Origin of the sequence: Streptomyces venezuelae, assembly GCF_008642315.1 — a bacterium.
Classification (GTDB): Bacteria; Actinomycetota; Actinomycetes; order Streptomycetales; family Streptomycetaceae; genus Streptomyces; species Streptomyces venezuelae_D.
The window spans coordinates 2,435,221-2,453,515 of record NZ_CP029192.1; the positions used below are offsets into that span (position 1 = coordinate 2,435,221).

At 72.2% G+C, this 18,295-nt stretch carries 15 protein-coding genes; 4 read left to right on the forward strand and 11 right to left on the reverse strand.

Annotated elements, in window-relative coordinates:
• Positions 1 to 18 precede the first annotated feature (18 nt).
• The 6 genes from DEJ48_RS10085 to DEJ48_RS10110 all read right to left on the reverse strand — a co-directional run bounded on the left by DEJ48_RS10085 (position 19) and on the right by DEJ48_RS10110 (position 7,348).
• Entirely contained in the window at positions 19 to 2,583 is a 2,565-nt protein-coding gene (locus DEJ48_RS10085; RefSeq protein WP_150215832.1) for an ABC transporter permease, read from the reverse strand.
• Positions 2,580 to 3,371 carry an ArsR/SmtB family transcription factor gene (locus DEJ48_RS10090; protein ID WP_223831985.1) on the reverse strand — a complete coding sequence of 264 codons (792 nt, stop codon included), beginning with the start codon at positions 3,369 to 3,371 and terminating at the stop codon, positions 2,580 to 2,582. The genes DEJ48_RS10085 and DEJ48_RS10090 overlap by 4 nt, the downstream gene beginning before the upstream one ends.
• A gap of 144 nt (positions 3,372 to 3,515) precedes the next feature.
• Entirely contained in the window at positions 3,516 to 4,349 is an 834-nt protein-coding gene (gene recX / locus DEJ48_RS10095) for a recombination regulator RecX (protein ID WP_150215833.1), read from the reverse strand.
• A 3-nt stretch (positions 4,350 to 4,352) separates the two neighbouring features.
• Positions 4,353 to 5,477 carry a recombinase RecA gene (recA, locus tag DEJ48_RS10100; RefSeq protein ID WP_150215834.1) on the reverse strand — a complete coding sequence of 375 codons (1,125 nt, stop codon included), beginning with the start codon at positions 5,475 to 5,477 and terminating at the stop codon, positions 4,353 to 4,355.
• 283 nt (positions 5,478 to 5,760) lie between these two features.
• Positions 5,761 to 7,038, reverse strand: coding sequence for an AI-2E family transporter (locus tag DEJ48_RS10105; protein ID WP_150215835.1), 1,278 nt, complete (start codon positions 7,036 to 7,038; stop codon positions 5,761 to 5,763).
• Between the two features lie 115 nt (positions 7,039 to 7,153).
• On the reverse strand, positions 7,154 to 7,348 hold the full coding sequence (locus tag DEJ48_RS10110) for a DUF3046 domain-containing protein (RefSeq protein WP_055564104.1): 195 nt from the start codon (positions 7,346 to 7,348) through the stop codon (positions 7,154 to 7,156).
• 79 nt (positions 7,349 to 7,427) lie between these two features.
• On the opposite strand from DEJ48_RS10110, the gene DEJ48_RS10115 reads away from it, so the two are divergent.
• Positions 7,428 to 8,390 carry a hypothetical protein gene (locus DEJ48_RS10115; protein WP_150215836.1) on the forward strand — a complete coding sequence of 321 codons (963 nt, stop codon included), beginning with the start codon at positions 7,428 to 7,430 and terminating at the stop codon, positions 8,388 to 8,390.
• 21 nt (positions 8,391 to 8,411) lie between these two features.
• On the opposite strand, the gene DEJ48_RS10120 is transcribed toward DEJ48_RS10115, so the two are convergent.
• The 3 genes from DEJ48_RS10120 to DEJ48_RS10130 are packed head-to-tail and all read right to left on the reverse strand — an operon-like array spanning position 8,412 to position 10,386.
• The gene (locus DEJ48_RS10120) at positions 8,412 to 8,717 is read right to left on the reverse strand and encodes an AzlD domain-containing protein (protein ID WP_150215837.1); all 306 of its coding nucleotides are present in this window, start codon (positions 8,715 to 8,717) and stop codon (positions 8,412 to 8,414) included.
• Positions 8,714 to 9,433 (reverse strand): AzlC family ABC transporter permease, encoded by a 720-nt coding sequence (locus DEJ48_RS10125; protein ID WP_150221095.1) that lies wholly within the window; start codon positions 9,431 to 9,433, stop codon positions 8,714 to 8,716. The genes DEJ48_RS10120 and DEJ48_RS10125 overlap by 4 nt, the downstream gene beginning before the upstream one ends.
• A 59-nt stretch (positions 9,434 to 9,492) precedes the next feature.
• Complete coding sequence (locus DEJ48_RS10130; protein ID WP_150215838.1) at positions 9,493 to 10,386, reverse strand: AraC family transcriptional regulator; 894 nt, start codon at positions 10,384 to 10,386, stop codon at positions 9,493 to 9,495.
• 79 nt (positions 10,387 to 10,465) lie between these two features.
• Between DEJ48_RS10130 and DEJ48_RS10135 the strand changes: the two genes are divergently transcribed.
• From DEJ48_RS10135 to DEJ48_RS10145, 3 genes are all read left to right on the forward strand, one after another.
• Positions 10,466 to 15,160 (forward strand): ATP-dependent helicase, encoded by a 4,695-nt coding sequence (locus DEJ48_RS10135; RefSeq protein ID WP_150215839.1) that lies wholly within the window; start codon positions 10,466 to 10,468, stop codon positions 15,158 to 15,160.
• Between the two features lie 222 nt (positions 15,161 to 15,382).
• On the forward strand, positions 15,383 to 16,183 hold the full coding sequence (locus DEJ48_RS10140) for an Fpg/Nei family DNA glycosylase (RefSeq protein ID WP_150215840.1): 801 nt from the start codon (positions 15,383 to 15,385) through the stop codon (positions 16,181 to 16,183).
• A gap of 163 nt (positions 16,184 to 16,346) precedes the next feature.
• Complete coding sequence (locus tag DEJ48_RS10145; protein WP_150215841.1) at positions 16,347 to 17,117, forward strand: SDR family NAD(P)-dependent oxidoreductase; 771 nt, start codon at positions 16,347 to 16,349, stop codon at positions 17,115 to 17,117.
• Here the strand turns inward: DEJ48_RS10145 and DEJ48_RS40265 are convergent.
• Complete coding sequence (locus DEJ48_RS40265; protein WP_411757528.1) at positions 17,065 to 17,427, reverse strand: hypothetical protein; 363 nt, start codon at positions 17,425 to 17,427, stop codon at positions 17,065 to 17,067. The two genes, DEJ48_RS10145 and DEJ48_RS40265, sit on opposite strands and share 53 nt — an antisense overlap.
• A gap of 318 nt (positions 17,428 to 17,745) precedes the next feature.
• Positions 17,746 to 18,216 (reverse strand): Dps family protein, encoded by a 471-nt coding sequence (locus DEJ48_RS10155; protein WP_150215842.1) that lies wholly within the window; start codon positions 18,214 to 18,216, stop codon positions 17,746 to 17,748.
• Positions 18,217 to 18,295: the final 79 nt, after the last annotated feature.

Consider the following 18,295-nt stretch of genomic DNA (forward strand, 5'->3'; position numbering starts at 1 on the left):
GGCCCCTGACCGCGCCGCCTACTCCTTGGCCGTCGCCACCGTGACAGGGCGCGGCCTCAGGGCGGCGCGGCCCGGCAGGGCGGTCGCGGTCAGGGCGAGCAGGCCGGCGACGGCGAGCACGGAGACGTACACCAGAGGGACGACCGTCGGCGCCGCGCTCCCGGTCATGCCGATGCTGAACGCGGTCAGGACGGCGAGCGCCACCCCGCTGCCGAGCGCGGTGCCGATCAACAGGACGGCCAGAGCCTCGGTCCGGAGCATCCGCAGCACCTGGCGGCGCGTCGCCCCGGCCAGGCGCAGCATCGCGAACTCACGGATGCGTTCCGAGACGGACATCGCCAGCGTGTTGACGACGGCGATGGCGGTGAAGGCGAGGACGAGCCCCATCGCCAGCAGGTTCACCTCGGCGTTGGTGCGGCGGCTCTCCGTCTGAAGGCTGTCCGCGGCTGCCGGAGTGAGCACACTCAGGCCCGGGAACTCATCGACGGCCGCCGCGAGTTGTTCCTGTGTACGGTCGCTCCTGACGAGGACCGTGGCGGCGAGCGGGTTGTCCACGTGCCCGGCGACCAGGTCGTGCGCCATGGTCAGATCCCCGAAGCCGAGCCCGCGTGCGTAGATGGCGCGCACGGTGAGTTCGGTCTTCGTGCCGTCTCCCAACGTGAGCTTCAGCGTGCTGCCCGGCTTCAGCCCGAGCCGGTCGGCGGCCAGTTCACTGACGGCGACGTCTTCCGCGCCGAGGTCCTCGATCGATCCGGCGGTGACGTCCGGATCCCAGGTCCGGGCGAGGTTCTCGGGAGTGACGCCCTGCGCGGGGTACTTGTCGAGCCCCACGCGCACTGTCGTGCGGACGACCTCGGTGGCGGCTTCCACCCCGCCGGTCGTACGCAGCTTCCGCGCGGCCTGCGCCGGAACGCCGGGGCCCTGGGCGGCCAGCACCCAGTTCGCGCGGATGCCGTCGCGGGCCTGGGCGCGGGCCGCGTCGTCGAGGGTGGGCTGGACGAAGAGGACGGTGCAGGCCATGCCGGTGAGGAGGGCGAGCGGTGTCACGACGGCGGCCATGCGGGCCGCGTTTCCGCGTAGGTTGGCGTGGGCGAGCTTGCCGCCGGGACCGGTCATCCGCAGCGGGCCCCGCAGGAGTGCGGCCGCCGCTCGGACGACGAACGGGCCCAGGAGTGCGATGGCGCCGGCGAAGACCACGACCGTCAGGAACGTCACGGGGGTCGACGCCGCCTCGGTGCGGAGCACGCTCAGCACGGCGACCAGGACGACGCCACCGACAAGCAGCACCAGACCGGCGACGATCCTGCTCCAGGCGGGCCGTCGGCGCTCGACCCGCGCCTCGGAGAGGGCCTGCGCCGGGCGGATGCGGACGACCCTTCTCCCGGCGATACGTGCGGCGGCCCAGGCGCCCAGCACGGCGGCCCCGACTGCGACGAGGGGCGGGAAGACGCTGACGGTGCGCTCGAGGGTGGCGGGCACGGCGCCCGTCGCCACGAACCGCTCGTGCAGCCAACCGCCGAGCGGGAGCCCGGCGAGGGCACCGACGGCGCCCGCCACCCCACCGACGATCACTGCCTCACGGCCGAGAAGCCTCCGGATCTGCTTCGGGGTCGCGGCGACGGCACGCAGCAGTGCGAGTTCGCGGTGGCGTTGCTGGATGGAGAGGGCGAAGGTGCCGACCACCACGAGGACGGCGACGAGGAGGGAGGTGCCGCCCATGGCCCCGCCCATACTGACGAGCTTGACGCGCGCTCCCGCCGCGTCCAGGAACTCCACGGGACCCCGGTCGTCCTCGGCGCTGACCTGCGCCGACGTTCCTTCGACGGCCTGCTCCACCGCCTTCTTCAGCTCGGTGACGGTGGTGCCGTCGGTCGGTACCACGCCGAAGGCGGTGATCTTTCCGGGGTGTGCGGCGAGCCGTTCGGCCTCCTCGGAGGAGAAGAAGAGCGACGTCTGGTGCCGCAGGGCGCCGTTCTCGGGCGCGGCCACTCCGGTGATGCGGTAGTCGCGCGGGCTCTGCGTCGACTGGACGGTGAGGCGGTCGCCGGGGCGCAGCCCCGCCCGTTCGGCGAGGCCGCGGTCGATCACGAGATCGTGCGAGGTCCGCGGGGCCTTGCCGTCGACGAGACGGAAGGGGGTGAGGGCGGCGGACTCCCAGGCGTGCCCGTACGTGGGTGTGTCGCCCCCGTCGGCAGGCCCCGCTCCCGTGGTGGATCCGGGCTTCATCGGCTGCGCGATGAAGGTGAGTTCGGGGACGACCGAGCCGACTCCCGGGGCGCTCTTGATCCTGCGCTCGATGGCGTCGGCCCGCAGCCACGCGCGTTCGGCGATCGGTTTCGCCTTGTGCTTGACCTTGGTCTTGCCCTTCTTGTGCTTGATCGTGGTCTGGTGCACGTTCTGATCGGCGGAGACGATCACGGGGGCCGCGGCGTAGCGCTCGGTCTTGATCGTGCCGCGCAGACCGGTTTCCAGGAGAGTGCCGCAGGCCGTGATCAGGGCCGCGGCGCACATCAGCGCGAGGAAGGCGCCGACGAATCCGCCCTTGCGGTCCCTGACGGTCTGCAGTGCGTAGCGCAGCATCATGAGGGCTCGGACTCTTTTCGGTTGTCGGAGGAGGGGGCCGAGGAGGCCGCGGGCGCGGGGAAGGCCAGGAAGCGGGTGAGGACGGTGCGAGCGCCGTCCGGGGTGTCGGCATCGGACCGCTTGTAGCGGTTGAGCAGCGCGATGTACTCCTCGAAGAACTCGCGGAGTTCGGGGAGGGTCAGCCGGATCGTGCCGCGTGAGTAGGGCAGTGCGTCGGCCCACTCGGCGGGGCTGGGGCCGGTGCGGGTGCCGGTGCTGATGCCGGTGGCAGTGCCGGTGCTGGCGTCGATGCCGGTGCCGGTGGTGACCCTGGTGCTGGAGGCGTCCGGCCGCTCCTGTCCCCGGCTGCGCTCCCGCTGCAGTTGCGCGAAGAGCTCCAGGTCGGCCGCGTACGAGAGGCGGTTGAGCTCGTCCATGACTAGCCGCATCTCGGGGCTCTGCCTGCTGCGCGGCGGAAATCGCCGGTCGCCCGGGACGGCGCGCCACCAGCGCTCACGTCCGTGCCCTGAGCCGCGCGTCTCCTCGACGAAGCCATAGCGGGCGAGTTCGCGCAGGTGGTAGCTGGTCGCACCGGTGTTGAGCCCGAGGGCTCGGGCGAGCGTCGCGGAGGTGGCCGGTCCGTGCACGGTGAGGTGCTGCAGCATCTGCTGCCGCCGAGGCTGCGCGAGCGCCCTCAGGACGCGCAGGTCACTCAGCTCTCGCGGGCCCTCGGCCTCGCTCGATTCGTGCGGGCCGTCGGCCCGGGTCGCGGGCCGTTCCGCGCGGGACCTGCCAGGTTCCTCTGCCATGCGTACACAGTCGCCTGTGCACAGGTTGCTGTGCACTGCGGCAACCCGGCGTCTCCGCAGGGGGGTTACCCCCACCCTGCGGAGCCCGAGCCGAGGCACGCGGAGCGTTCCGGCTGCCGCCCCACCCCCGTGGGGGCGGCCCGCTCAGAACCCCTCGTACCCCAGGTCGTCGGTCTCTTCGCCCTCTTCCTCGAGCGCCTGCCGGACCACGCGGAGCGCCATGCCCTCGGCGTACCCCTTGCGGGCGAGCATGCCCGCGAGGCGGCGCAGGCGCTTGTCGCGGTCGAGGCCCCGCGTGGAGCGGAGTTTGCGGGCGACGAGCTCGCGCGCGGTCGCCTCTTCCTGCTCCGCGTCGAGCTGGCCCACGGCCTCGTCGATCAGCGTGGACTCCACGCCTTTGGTGCGCAGCTCCCGCGCGAGCGCACGGCGGGCCAGACCCCGGCCGTGGTGCCGGGATTCCACCCAGGCGTCCGCGAAGGCGCTGTCGTTGATCAGGCCGACCTCTTCGAAACGGGAGAGGACCTCTTCCGCGATGTCGTCGGGGATCTCCCGCTTGCGCAGCGCGTCGGCGAGCTGCTTGCGCGTGCGGGGGGTCCCGGTGAGGAGGCGCAGGCAGATCGCCCGCGCCCGCTCCGCCGGATCCGTGGGCGGCTCCCCCTTCTCGGCCCTCGACGAGGAAGGGGAACCGCTGTCCTGGTGGCCGCCGGGGCTGTCGGAGTCCCCGAATCGACCGCGGCGGCGTCGGCGCCCACGGCTGCGGCCGCCACCGTCCTGGAAGCCTCCACCGTTTTGGAAGCCTTCGCCGTCCTGGTATCCCCCGCTCTCCTGGAAGCCTTCGTCCTGGAAACCGTCACCGTCACCCCGGTCGGCGTACCGGCCCGCGCCGTCCTGATCCACACCGCCCCCGTGGCCCCGCCCGGCAGCACCGGTGCGGCTTTCGGGGGCGGTGTGGTCCGCCCAGTCGGTTCGTCGCGTCACGGACTAGCTCTTGGCCGCCGCGGCCTTGGACTTGGCGGCCTTGGCCGCCGGTGCGGGCACCGTCTTGGCGTCGTCGGCAGCCGGGGCAACGGCCGCCGCGTCCGTGCTCGGCTCCTCGGTCGGAGTCTCGGGCTTCACGCCGACGCCCAGCTTCTCCTTGATCTTCTTCTCGATCTCGTTGGCGAGGTCGGGGTTGTCCTTCAGGAAGTTGCGGGCGTTCTCCTTGCCCTGACCGAGCTGGTCGCCCTCGTACGTGTACCAGGCGCCCGCCTTGCGGACGAAGCCGTGCTCGACTCCCATGTCGATCAGGCCGCCCTCGCGGCTGATGCCCTGGCCGTAGAGGATGTCGAACTCGGCCTGCTTGAAGGGCGGCGCGACCTTGTTCTTGACGACCTTGACGCGGGTGCGGTTGCCCACCGCGTCCGTGCCGTCCTTCAGGGTCTCGATGCGGCGGATGTCCATGCGCACCGACGCGTAGAACTTCAGCGCCCGGCCACCGGTCGTGGTCTCCGGAGAACCGAACATCACGCCGATCTTCTCGCGCAGCTGGTTGATGAAGATCGCGGTGGTCTTGGACTGGTTGAGCGCGCTGGTGATCTTTCGCAGCGCCTGGCTCATCAGGCGGGCCTGCAGACCCACGTGCGAGTCGCCCATCTCGCCCTCGATCTCCGCGCGCGGCACCAGGGCGGCCACGGAGTCGATGACGATCAGGTCGAGGGCGCCGGAGCGGACCAGCATGTCGACGATCTCGAGAGCCTGCTCGCCGTTGTCCGGCTGGGACAGGATGAGGTTGTCGATGTCGACGCCGAGCTTCTTCGCGTACTCGGGGTCGAGGGCGTGCTCCGCGTCCACGAAGGCCACCGCGCCGCCCGCCCGCTGGGCGTTGGCCACGGCGTGCAGGGTGAGGGTCGTCTTACCGGAGGACTCCGGTCCGTACACCTCCACCACACGGCCGCGGGGGATGCCGCCGACGCCGAGCGCGACGTCGAGCGCGGTCGACCCGGTGGGGATGACCTCGATGGGCTCGTTCGGCCGCTCGCCCATGCGCATCACTGCGCCCTTGCCGAATTGCCGTTCAATCTGTGCGAGCGCGGCGTCGAGCGCCTTCTCGCGGTCGGTTCCTGCCATGGGTTCCACCCGATTTGCTTGAGTCGATCGCTTCACGTCAAAGACGCTAACGCCTGCCACTGACAATCCGCCCCGACGCCCGTCCAGCCTGTGGATAACTCGAGGTCATCACCTACCGAAATCCTCTGGAGCGTCCCGGGGACGCCCCCGCCCGCCCCGCAGAATCGCCGCCGGACAACCCATGAGAATGGATGTTCGAATTTAGTGTCAAGCGTGGCACGCCGGGGACGGCGGCGCTCGCCGCTGCTCCCCGGCACTCACCGCTACCGGCTCCCGCTCTCCCCTACCGGCGCTTGCCCGGCTTCGGCGAAGAGCCGCCGGGCTCCGCCGGGGCCTCCGGCCGGTTCGGCCCCCGCAGCGCTCGCCGCATCCGGGCGAGGAGAGGCGCTCCGACCCGGCGCCGGTGCCCGTGCACCCGGGGGTCGTCCGTCACGTCGTACCTCTTCACGTACGCCCCGAGGAACGCCTGCAGCGTCGCGACGGCGGGGATGGCGATGAGCGCCCCGACCGCGCCGAGGAGCGCCGTGCCCGCGATGACCGAGCCGAACGCGACCGCGGGGTGGATGTCCACGCTCTTGGCGGTGAGCTTCGGCTGCAGCACGTAGTTCTCGAACTGCTGGTAGATGACCACGAAGACCAGCACCCATAGCGAGTACCAGGGGTCGACCGTGAAGGCGATCAGCATCGGCAGAGCGCCCGCCAGATACGTGCCGATGGTGGGGATGAACTGGGACACGAGGCCCACCCACACGGCGAGCACCGGCGCGTAGGGCACTTCGAGCACCTGGAGCAGGATGTAGTGCGCGATCCCGGAGATCAGCGCCATCAGGCCGCGCGAGTAGAGGTAGCCGCCGGTCTTGTCGACCGCGATCTCCCAGGCCCGCAGCACCTCGGCCTGCTTGGCGGGCGGCAGCACCGAGCACAGCGCGCGCCGCAGCCTCGGCCCGTCGGCCGCGAAGTAGAACGAGAACAGCAGGATCGTCAGGAGCTGGAAGAGGCCGCCCAGCACCTGCGCGGAGACGTCCAGGACACCGCTGGCACTGTTCTGCACGTACTTCTGCAGCCAGTCGGAGTGGACCAGGCTGTCCTGGACCTCGACGCGGGAGAGGTCCGTGTGGAAGGTCTGGTTGATCCAGCTGATGACCTTGTCCAGGTAGTCCGGGAAGTCCTCGACCATGTCGACGATCTGGCCCGCGAGCATCGACCCCATCAAGGCGACGAAGCCGGCGCTGGCGATCACGACGCCCAGGAAGACCAGGAACGTGGCGAAGCCCCTGCGCATCCCGCGCGCAGCCATCCAGCTCACCGCGGGCTCGACCGCGAGCGCCAGGAAGAACGCGATCAATACGTTGATCAACAGCCCGGTCAGCTGATGGAACGCCCAACTGCCCAGCTGGAAGCAGGCGACGAGCGCGAGGGCGAGAACCATGGCGCGCGGCAGCCAGCGCGGCATGCGGGCGCCGTGCCCTGCCTCGGCCCCGGCGGGGGGCTGTGCGGGCGGCGTCGTGCCGGGCGGAGCGGTGTCCTGGGTGACCTGCGCGGTCTCGTCTGTCGGTGCCACGGAGCAAGTCTCGCCCACGTCGGCGTCGATCGGACGCCACCCTCACATCTTGGGACGGGCTTGGGACGGCCCACGCGCGCGTGGAGCTTCCCCGGCGTCACCGAACCGCCCCTGGTCAGCGCTTTTCGGCGGGTACGTCCATGGCCGTGCACACCGCACGCCAGACGTCCTTGGCCTCCCAGCCCGCCTCCAGCGCCTCATGGACCGTACGGCCGCCCAGTTCCGCCATCACATGATCGCGCGCGAAGGAGTCGGCGTACCCCGCACCGAAGTGGGCCGCCATCCGCTGCCAGAAGACCGTCAACCGCATGACTCCAGTATCACGCCCCTGAGGGTGCAGCCGGGCGCAGGGGGCTCGTCGAGAACGCTTTCCGTCCTACGGTCGGTGCATGGCCGAAACCGGAGCATCCCCCGCAGTGCCCTCACCCGACGCGGCGCTCTCCCCGCTCGCCCGCGCCGAGCGCTTCGTCTGGCTCACCGCGCGCGTCCTGGAACAGCGACGGTTCGCGTACCACTTCCTCGAAGGCGCGGGCGGCGACGCGGCCGCGGACGCGGTGGAGACCGCCCTGACCTCGTACGCCACCGCGGACGGCGGGTACGGCTACGCGCTCGAGCCCGATCTCCGCGGCCCCGTGAGCCAGCCGCTGCACACCGGGCACGCGCTGGGCGTCCTGGACTCGATCCGCCGCTGCGGCGGGCAGCGGGTGGAGCGCGTGTGCCGCTACCTGACGTCGGTGTCGACGTCGGAGGGCGCCCTTCCCGCGATCCATCCCAGCCAGCGCGGGTACCCCTCGGCGCCCTTCATGCCGATCGTGGACGACCCGCCCAGCGAGTTGCTCGCCACCGGTCCCGTGGTGGGTCTGCTGCACCGCAACGAGGTGTGGCACGCCTGGCTCTTCCGGGCCACGGACTTCTGCTGGACGGCCGTCGAGTCACTGGAGAAGTCGCATTCCTACGAGATCCAGGCGGCCGTCGCCTTCCTGGACGGTGCGCCGGACCGCCCACGCGCGCGTGCCGCCGCCGACCGTCTGGGCCGCCTCGTGCGGGCGCAGCGGCTCGTGGCGCTGGATCCGGACGATCTCGACGCCTGTCCGGTGCAGCCCGGCTACGCACCGGGAGAACACCACTTTCCGCACGACTTCGCGAAAGACCCGGAATCGCTCGCGCGCTCGTGGTTCACCGACGCGGAGATGGAACGCTCCCTCGACTTCCTGGTGCGGGACCAGGCGGCGGACGGCGGCTGGCCGGTGCGCTGGCGGCAGTGGGCACCCGGCACGTCCATGGAGGCGCGGCCCATCGTCACCATCCAGGCGCTGCGCACGCTCCGGGCGTACGGACGGGACATCGCCTGAGAGCGCACCAGGGCTCGTCCCTCACCCCGTCAGCGCCCGCAGCCCCGCTGTGACGGCGACGGCCGCGGCGATGACGAGGAACGGCGCGCGCAGCAGCAGCGCCACGGCCGCTGCCGCGAGCCCTCCCGCCCTCGCGTCCAGGACGAGCGCCCGTCCGTCGGCGAAGGCCTGTTGGGCCGTGAGCGCCGCGAGGAGAGCGACGGGCAGCAGGGCTGCCATCCGGCGGACGAGCGGGCGTTCCAGTGCCCCCGCCGGCACGAGCAGCCCCGCGAGCTTGACGAGGTAGCAGCCCACGACGGTCGCTCCGATGGCGATCCAGATGTTCAACGGTCCTCCCTCCGCGCGCCGTTGCGGTGTGCCCGTCGGCCTTCGACGTAGAGAACGATCGGCACCGAGAGCGCCGCCACGAGCACAGGCACACCCACCGGCAGGACCGGCAGCAGACCGAGCCCGAGGAGGACGGCGATGCCCGCGACGGCGCGTTCCGTCGCGGTCCGCAGCATCGGTGCGAGCAGCGCCAGGAAGACCGCGGGCCCCGCCGCGTCGAGTCCCCACGCGTCGGTGTCACCGATCGCCTCCGCGCCCAGGGCTCCGAGCAGTGTGGTGATGTTCCACAGGGCGTACAGGCTGATTCCGGTGACCGTGAAGCCGATGCGGGCACTGCGCCGCGTGGGCTGGGCGAGCGAGACGGCCGTGGTCTCATCGATGACCCAGTGCGCGGCGAACGGCCGCACCGCGCGGGGTAGGGCGAGCAGCTGGGAGAGGCGGAGCCCGTAGAACGCGTTGCGCACCCCCAGGAAGAAGGCGCCGGCGGCGGCCGTGAACGGGTTCCCGCCGCCCGCGAGCGCGCCGACCAGGGCGAACTGCGAGGCGCCGGTGAACACCAGCAGGCTGAGCGCACAGGTCTGGAGCAGGGTGAGGCCGCTGCCCGCGGAGGTCACCCCGAAGGCGAAGCCGGAGAGGCCGACGGCGACGCCGACACCGAGCGCGTCTCGGACGACAGCGGCATCCGGCTTCTCCTTGTCGGCTTCTGCCGCCGCCAGGGAGGCCTGCTTCCATGCCTGTGAGGAGGCACCCTCCGCCCGGCAGGGCTCTTCTTGGTCTATGCCCGCAAGGGGCCTCTGTTCTGCCACGCGTCGGACGGTACGAGCAGGTCCGCCGCCGGGTCTTGTACGTTCTTGCGCTCGCGCCGGTACGCCCCCGGCGGCACCCCCACGATGCGGGTGAAGTGCCGATTGAGGTGTGGCTGGTCGGTGAAGCCCACGGCGACAGCCGTCTCGGCGGGTGAGGTGCCCGCGTCGAGCAGATGGCGGGCCCTGCGCACGCGCGCGTCGGTGAGCCAGGCGTGCGGCGGCATCCCGTACGTGTCCCGGAAGGCGCGCAGCAGAGCGAAGGGGCCCGTGCCGAGTTCCGTGGCGAGCCGCTCCAGACTCGGTGGGTCCGTGAGGTTCTCCTGGAGGACGGTACGCGCGCGTGCCGCGGTCCTGGCGCCCGCCGTGCGCACGGTGCGCTGCGGCAGGTTCCCGCCGTTGAGCCGCAGCAGCCGGGTCACCGCGACCCGGAGCAGCGTGTCGGCGGCGAGCGCGTTGCCCTCCTCCGCCGCGCGCAGCACGTGGTGCACCAGGGCCACGGCGTACGGGTCGTCGAGCACCGGACGGATGAAGCCGGGCGTACCGCGGAGGTCCGTCGTCTCGGCCGCGATGGCGGCGACCACGTCCGGTGCCGGGTAGACCGCTCCGTAGCGCCAGCCCCCGGGGTCGCCGGCCCGGCCCGTGTGCGGAGTGTCGGGGTTGACCAGGGCGAGGGAGCCCGGCCCCGCGTGCCGGTCGGCACCGCTGTGGTGGAAGACGTCGACGCCCTCGGCGATCGCCGCGATCACGAAGTGCTCGTGGGTGTGCCGCGCGAAAGTCCGGCTGACATAGCGGGCCCGCAGCAGATCGACGTCGGGCAGCGCCGCGTACCGCCAGTGCCGCGCCTGCTCCGCCGAACCCGCCATGCCTCCATTCTGCGACGGACGCGCAACCTCTTTTCCGCAGGTCGGCGCCGATGTCAGTGGCGGGGTGCACGATGGGGTCATGGTCAGCTCCGCGTCCAGTGCTTCCGGCGCCTCCAGCGCTCCCAGCCCCCTTGACGGCTTCTCCCCCGCGACCCGCGGCTGGTTCACGGGGGCCTTCTCGGCGCCCACGTCCGCCCAGGCCGGGGCATGGCAGGCCATCAGCGAGGGCTCGGACGTGCTCGTCGTCGCGCCCACGGGCTCCGGAAAGACCCTGGCCGCGTTCCTCGCCGCCCTCGACCAGCTGGCGTCGACGCCACCGCCGGCCGACGCGAAGAAGCGCTGCCGGGTGCTGTACATCTCGCCGCTGAAGGCGCTCGCCGTCGACGTGGAGCGCAATCTGCGCAGCCCGCTGACCGGCATCCGTCAGGAGGCGGTGCGCCTCGGCATGACCGAGCCGGAGGTGCGGGTCGGGATCCGTTCGGGCGACACTCCGGCCGCCGAGCGGCGTGCGCTGTCCACGCGCCCGCCGGACATCTTGATCACCACGCCCGAGTCGCTCTTCCTGATGCTCACGTCGGCGGCGCGGGACGCGCTGACCGGTATCGAAACGGTGATCCTCGACGAGGTGCACGCGGTCGCGGGCACCAAGCGCGGCGCCCATCTCGCCCTGTCCCTGGAGCGGCTCGACGAGCTGCTGCCCAAGCCCGCGCGCCGCATCGGCCTGTCGGCGACGGTGCGGCCGGTGGACGAGGTGGCGCGCAATCTGTCCCCGAAGCGCAAGGTGGAGATCGTCCAGCCGGACTCCGGCAAGGAGTTCGACCTGTCGGTGGTCGTCCCGGTCGAGGACCTCGCGGAGCTGGGCGGGTCCCCGGTCAGCGACTCCGGTGACGGGCCGGGGGCCGAGGCGGAGCGCCCGTCGATCTGGCCGCACGTCGAGGAGCGCATCACCGATCTCGTACAGGCGCATCGCTCGACGATCGTGTTCGCCAACTCCCGCCGTCTCGCCGAGCGCCTGTGCAACCGCCTCAACGAGATCGCGTACGAGCGGGCGACCGGCGAGGCGCTCCCCGAGGACCACTCCCCCGCGGAGCTGATGGCGGAGTCGGGCGCCGCCAAGGGCGCCCCGCCAGTTCTGGCACGCGCCCACCACGGATCGGTCTCCAAGGAGCAGCGCGCGCAGGTCGAGGAGGATCTGAAGGCGGGCAGGCTGCCGGCCGTCGTCGCCACGTCCAGTCTGGAGCTGGGCATCGACATGGGCGCGGTCGACCTGGTCGTGCAGGTCGAGTCGCCGCCGTCGGTCGCGTCCGGCCTCCAGCGCGTGGGCCGCGCGGGCCACCAGGTCGGCGCCGTCTCCACAGGAGTCGTCTTCCCGAAGTACCGGGGCGACCTGGTGCAGGCCGCGGTGGTCACCGAGCGGATGCGGACCGGCTCCATCGAGTCCCTGCGCATCCCGGCGAACCCACTCGACGTCCTGGCGCAACAGCTGGTCGCGATGGTCGCGCTCGACACCTGGCAGGTCGACGACCTGCTGGCGGTGGTCCGTCGCGCGGCCTCCTTCGCCTCGCTGCCGGAGTCCGCGTTCACCGCCGTGCTGGACATGCTCGCGGGGCGGTATCCCTCCGACGCCTTCGCCGAGCTGCGGCCGCGCGTGGTCTGGGACCGCGTCGCGGGCACGGTCACCGGGCGGCCGGGGGCGCAGCGCCTCGCGGTCACGTCCGGGGGCACGATCCCCGACCGCGGTCTCTTCGGAGTGTTCCTCGCGGGCGCCGACCCCAAGAAGGGCGGCGGCCGCGTAGGAGAGCTCGACGAGGAGATGGTGTACGAGTCGCGGGTGGGTGACGTCTTCACCCTCGGCACGAGCTCGTGGCGCATCGAGGACATCACGCGCGACCGGGTCCTCGTCTCCCCCGCGCCCGGCGTTCCGGGCCGCCTTCCCTTCTGGAAGGGCGACCAGTTGGGCCGCCCGCTCGAACTGGGCCGTGCTCTGGGGGCGTTCCTCCGCGAGGTCGGCGCGCTCTCGCAGGAGGCGGCGCGCGAGCGCCTCCTCGCCACCGGGCTCGACACGTGGGCCGCCGACAACGTCCTGGCGTACCTCGGCGAACAGCGCGAGGCCTGCGGGCACATCCCCGACGACCGCACCATCGTGGTCGAGCGGTTCCGCGACGAGCTGGGCGACTGGCGGGTCGTCGTGCACTCCCCCTTCGGCGCCCAGGTGCACGCTCCGTGGGCCCTGGCCCTCGGCGCCCGCCTCACGGAGCGGTACGGCATGGACGCCCAGGTCATGCACGCCGACGACGGCATCGTTCTCCGGCTCCCGGACGCCGACCTCATGGGCTTCGACCTGCTCGACCAGGAGCCCAAGGCTCCCCCTGTGGAGTACGACGCCGACAAACCCCCCGTGGGCGCCGGTGACGTCACCTTCGACAAAGGCGAGGTCAACCAGATCGTCACCGACCAGGTGGGCGGCTCGGCGCTGTTCGCCTCGCGATTCCGTGAGTGCGCCGCCCGGGCGCTGCTGCTGCCGCGCCGCAGCCCCGGCAAGCGCACCCCACTGTGGCAGCAGCGCCAGCGCGCCGCCCAGCTTCTGGAGGTGGCGAGCGAGTTCGGTTCCTTCCCCATCGTCCTGGAGGCGGTCAGGGAGTGCCTCCAGGACGTTTTCGACGTACCGGGGCTCACCGAGCTGATGGGCGACATCGAGTCGCGCCGCGTCCGGCTCGTCGAGATCACCACCCCCGAGCCCTCCCCCTTCGCCCGCTCCCTCCTGTTCGGGTACGTGGCGCAGTTCCTGTACGAGGGCGACTCCCCCCTCGCCGAGCGGCGCGCGGCAGCCCTCTCCCTGGACTCCCGGCTGCTCGCCGAGCTCCTGGGCCAGGCGGAGCTGCGCGAACTGCTCGACGCGGACGTCCTGGCGGAACTGGAGCAGGAGCTCCAGTGGCGTACCGAGGACCGCCGCGTCAAGGACGCCGAAGGCGTCGCCGACCTGCTGCGGCTCCTCGGCCCGCTCACCACGGCCGAGCTGACCGAGCGCGGCGCCGAACCGGAGTGGGCCGAGGAACTCGCGGCCGCACGCCGTGTCATCCGCGTCCGCATCGCGGGAGCCGAGCACTGGGCGGCCATCGAAGACGCGGGACGGCTGCGCGACGCCCTCGGCACCGCCCTGCCCGTGGGCGTCCCCGAGGCCTTCACCGAGCCCGTCAAGGACCCCCTGGGCGACCTCCTCGCCCGCTTCGCCCGCACGCACGGCCCGTTCACGTCCGCCGCGGCCGCGGCCCGTTTCGGGCTTGGGGCGGCGGTCACGGAGGGCGCGCTGCAACGCCTCGCGGCCAACGGGCGTGTGGTGCAGGGCGAGTTCCATCCGGCGGGCATCGGACAGGAGTGGTGCGACGCCGCCGTACTGCGCCGGCTGCGCCGCCGCTCCCTCGCCGCCCTGCGGCACGAACTCGAACCGGTGCCGCCCGCCGCTCTGGCCCAGTTCCTGCCCCAGTGGCAGAACCTGAGCAAGCACAGCCTGCGCGGCATCGACGGCCTGGTGCGCGCCGTCGAGCAGCTCCAGGGCGCCACAGTCCCGGCCTCCGCCCTGGAGAAGCTCGTCCTGCCCTCGCGCGTGACGGGCTACAACCCGGCCATGCTCGACGAGCTGACGGCGGCCGGCGAAGTCATCTGGGCGGGCGCCGGTTCCCTCCCGGGGAAGGACGGCTGGGTCTCATTGTACCTGGCCGACACCGCGCCCCTGCTCCTGCCGCCCCCGCACCCCCTGGAGCTCACCGCCCTGCACCAGTCGATCCTGGACACCCTCTCCGGGGGGTACGGGCTGTTCTTCCGCCAGATCGCCGACCAAGTGCGTGCCACGACCCACCCGGACGCGCTCGACCCCCAACTGGCCGACTCCATCTGGGAGCTGGCCTGGTCCGGCCTGCTCACGAACGACACGCTCGGCCCGATGCGCTCCCTCCTGGGCTCCGGGCGCACCGCGGGCTCCACGGCCCACCGCGCCAAACGCGGTGTCCCGCGCGGACGCTACGGAAGCCTGACCGCGGCCGCCCGGACCGCGTCCCGCACCGGTCCTCCCACCGTCGCGGGCCGCTGGTCCCTGCTCCCTCCCAGAGAACCCGACCCGACCCTGCGCGCCCACGCCCTGGCCCGCGCCCTCCTGGACCGGCACGGCGTCGTCACGCGCGGCGCGGTCGCGGCCGAGGGGGTCGAGGGCGGCTTCTCGGCGGTGTACCGCGTCCTGTCGGCCTTCGAAGACAGCGGTCAGGCGCGTCGTGGCTATGTGGTCGAGGGGCTCGGCGCCGCGCAGTTCGCCATGGACGGCGCGGTGGACCGCCTGCGCGCGACCGCGAACTCCCGCGACCGTACGGACGGTTCACGTCCCGCGGACGCCCAGGCCGCTGTGGTCCTCGCCGCCGCCGACCCCGCCAACGCGTACGGCGCCGCACTGCCCTGGCCCGAGCCGCCGAACGGCGCGAGCCACAAGCCGGGCCGCAAGGCCGGCTCCCTGGTCGTCCTGGTCGACGGCGAACTGACGCTCTACATGGAGCGCGGCGGCAAGACGCTCCTCGCCTGGCCCGCCGCCCCGGATGCCCCGATCGCCGACGATCCCCGCCTGCACGCCGCCTCCGAGGCGCTGGCCGGGGCCGCCCGCGCGGGCTCCCTCGGCACGGTCACGGTGGAGCGGGTCAACGGCGCCGCCGCGCTCACGTCCCCCTTCGCCCCACTTCTTGAGGGAGCCGGCTTCCACGCCACCCCGCGCGGTCTAAGGCTCCGCGCATGAGCACCCCGCGCGAGATCACCCCACGCACAAGCACCCCGTCCATGAGCACCTCACGCATGAGCACCCCGTGCACAAGCACCTCGCACGGGACCGCCCCACGCACGAGCACCCCGCACGGGACCGCCCCACGCACGAGCACCCCACGCACAAACACCCCGCCCGAGATCACCCGAGCGCCCGCCGCCCGCGCCCCCGTCACCCCCGCCATGCAACCCTGGACCCATGCCCGAAGGTGACACCATCTACCAGGCGTGCCGACGCCTGCACGCCGCCCTCGCCGGGCACACGATCACGCGCTCCGACCTCCGCGTCCCCAAACTCGCGACGGTCGACCTCACAGGACGCACCGTCCTGGACGTCACCCCGCGCGGCAAGCACCTCCTCACCCGCATCGAGGGCGGCCTCACCCTCCACTCGCACCTGCGGATGGACGGCTCCTGGCAGCTGTACGCCCCCGGTGAGCGCTGGCGCGGCGGCCCCGGCCACCAGATCCGGGCGATCCTCGGCACCGCCGAACGCACCGCCGTCGGCTACCGCCTGCCCGTCCTCGAACTGCTCCGCACCACCGACGAGGACAAGGCCGTGGGCCACCTGGGCCCCGACCTGCTGGGCCCGGACTGGGACCCGGAGCGCGCGCTGAGCAACATCCTGTCCGTGCCCGACCGCGCCCTCGGCGAAGCCCTCCTGGACCAGCGCAACCTCGCGGGCATCGGCAACGTGTTCAAGAGCGACATCTGCTTCGCGCTAGGCGTCACCCCGTGGCTCCCGGTGGGCGAGCTGACCGAGGAAACGGCCGCCCGGGCCCCCCTGATCTCCAAGAAGTTCCTGGAAGCCAACCGGAACCGCCCCAACCGCATGACCACGGGCCGTGACCGCCCGGGCCAGCGCCTTTTCGTCTACGGCCGTGCGCCCCGTCCCTGTCTGCGCTGCGGCACCCCGATCCGCCGCGCCCAGCAAGGAGACGGCTCCCGCGACCGTCCCACGTACTGGTGCCCCACCTGCCAGCAGGGCCCAACCCCCTGACCGAGCACCACCGACACCACGGGCACCAGCAACACCACCCACCACCCACAGCCCGCAGCCCACAGCCCACAGCCCACGACCCACGGCCCACGCTCGACACCACCAACAACGCACACCAACGCGCCAGTTGACGCCCCGTCAGCTCCAGCCGTACCGTCCCCTCATGCCCGTCAAGGCGTACGACCTCACCGGACGCAACGCGTTCATCACCGGCGCCGCGAGTGGCATCGGCCGTGCGACGGCCCAGCTCCTCGCCGAAGCGGGCGCCACCGTGCACTGCGCCGACCGTGACGAGCCGAGACTTCAGGAAACCGCCGCGCTCATCACCAAGGCGGGCGGCACCGCCCACACGTACTCCTTGGACGTGACCGACCGGGCACAGGTCGACCGGGCGATAGCCACGGCAGCCGTCCCGCGCCTGGACATCCTCGCCGCCATAGCCGGTGTCATGCACAGCAGCCCGGTCCTGGAGACCCGCGACGAGGACCTCGACCGCGTCCTGAACATCAACTTCAAGGGCGTCCTGTACGCCTGCCAGGCCGCCGGACGCATCATGGTCGACGCCGGCTCGGGGGGCAGCATCATCACGATGGCGTCGGGCGCCGTCGACACCGGCGCCCCCGGGCTCCTCTGCTACGGAGCGGCGAAAGCGGCCGTCGTCCAGCTCTCGAAAACGCTGGCCACCGAGCTCGGCCCGCACGGCATCCGCGTGAACGTCGTCGCGCCGGGTTGGATCCGCACGCCCATGACGACGCGCTTCGACGCCGAGGAACAGGCACACACCGAACGCACCATGGTCCGCATGTCACCGCTCGGCCGAGTGGGCGAACCGGACGACATCGCGCACGCCGTGCTGCACCTGGCGTCGGACGCCGCGTCCTTCACGACGGGCCAGATCCTCCGCCCGAACGGCGGCGTCGCCATGCCCTGGTAGCCCGCACCCGCAGAGCGCGCCCCCGCACCCGCCCCGCCGAGACGGCGGCCCGTCCCCACCACGCGAGAGCCGTGCGTTCCCCGGGCCACCGCAGCTCTCCGTCGGGGCGCCGCGCGTACTGCGCGGGATCCGCTCCCCTGGCCGCCCTCGCCTCACCCAGCGCGCGGGCCCTCGGCACGCAGTGCACGGGCAGCACGCTCAGTCCCCACCCGCCGGCCGCGACGGCCCCCTCGAGAACTCCCGCGTCGGGCGAGAAGACGAGCCGCAGCACGCCCCACCACCAGAGCGAGCCGAGCACCAGGAAGGGCACCCACCGTACGGCCCGCCATGTCACGGCTGTCCCGCTCACGGCTGCCACAGATGCCACCTCCCGCCCAACGCGAGATCGACGCTAAACGGCGGGGTTCACCCCATGGGAGGGCGTATCGAAGGCGCCCGGAGTGCGGCCGAAGGCTTCCGCTTCATCGCACACCCCTCGGTGCACGAGAGCGCACACCCCTCGGCACACGAACCGCACGCCCCTCGGGACACAAAACCGCATGCCTCTCCGCGCACGAAGCAGCGCACGAACGGCCACGCCGTCCCGTCGGACCCAACCGTCCCATGGGGAGAACCCTCACGCGCGGGATCAGCTGTTCTCCGCCTGGAACATCCAGTGGTGCTTCTCCAAGTCGGCCGTGATGCCGATGAAGATGTCCTGGCTGACCGGGTCGGCCTCGCCCGTCGCGTCGACGCGCTCACGCATCCGCGTGATCACCGCGCCGAGCGCGTCCACGAGCGTTCCGACCGCGTCCACGTCCTTGACCCAGCCCTCGGGGACCTTCCCGATGCCGCTGCTCTGGGACACGGTCGCCGCACGCCCGTCGGGCGAGACACCGAGCGTGGAGGCGCGCTCCGCGACGGTGTCCGAGTGCTGCCTGGCGGTGTCCACGACCTCGTCGAGCTGCAGGTGCACGGAGCGGAAGCGCGGGCCCACCACATTCCAATGGATCTGCTTGGCGACCAGCGACAGGTCGACCAGGTCCACGAGCGCGCCCTGCAGGGCCTCCGAGACCGCCTTGAGATCCGCATCGGACAGCGGGCTCTTCACGACGTACATCTGTCTCCTCCAACACACGAGCGAATGAGGTAAATCCCCACCAACCATGTCACAAAATAGCCAAATAGGTCGATTCGCG